The 548-nt window shown below is 43.4% G+C and carries 1 protein-coding gene; it reads right to left on the bottom strand.

Translation table 11 applies throughout. From position 1 onward, the window contains the following. Nucleotides 1-548, bottom strand: a 548-nt coding sequence (locus AAEZ22_RS18140; RefSeq protein ID WP_352298378.1) for an RNA-guided endonuclease InsQ/TnpB family protein, incomplete at both ends; no start/stop codon positions are given.

Genomic DNA, 548 nt, shown 5'->3' with positions numbered 1-548 from the left:
TCGTGACGACAATCAGCAATCTTTGCTTGAACGCGAGCGACTTTCTTTCTGGCTTTGTGGAAGTTAGAAGAACCTTTCTTCTTCTTCGATAGCACACGTTGAGTCTTAGCTAGTTTACTAGCGTAACGCTTGGTGTGACGGGGATTTCCAGACTTGAAACCGTTGGAGGCAATAACAAGGTCAGTCAAACCTAAATCAATACCGACTGTATTTTTACTAATCGATAGTGGTTTTGGCTCGAAGCGACACAGACAAGATACAAAGTAGCGACCCGCACTGTCTTTGCTAATTGTAATGGTGGTTGGTTCGCTAGGCAGCTCTCGCGACCAACGAACATTTATAGGTTGCTTAGATTTAGCCATGAACAACTGACCATCAGTATATCTGAATGCTGCTTTGGTTAGTTGTGCGCTTTGTTTCGAGCGCTTCTTTTTGAAAGTTGGGTATTTAGCTCGACCCTCAAAGAAGTTCTTAAAAGCAGTTTGTTGGTTTCTGATTGCTTGCTGCAAAGGAACGCTAGAAACATCATTAAGCCAAGGGAACTCAGG

This window comes from Pseudoalteromonas sp. 20-MNA-CIBAN-0454 (genome assembly GCF_040308685.1).
Classification (GTDB): Bacteria; Pseudomonadota; Gammaproteobacteria; order Enterobacterales; family Alteromonadaceae; genus Pseudoalteromonas; species Pseudoalteromonas nigrifaciens.
Note: the sequence above shows the minus strand (reverse complement) of the source record. Positions and strands in the feature narration are given on the sequence as shown.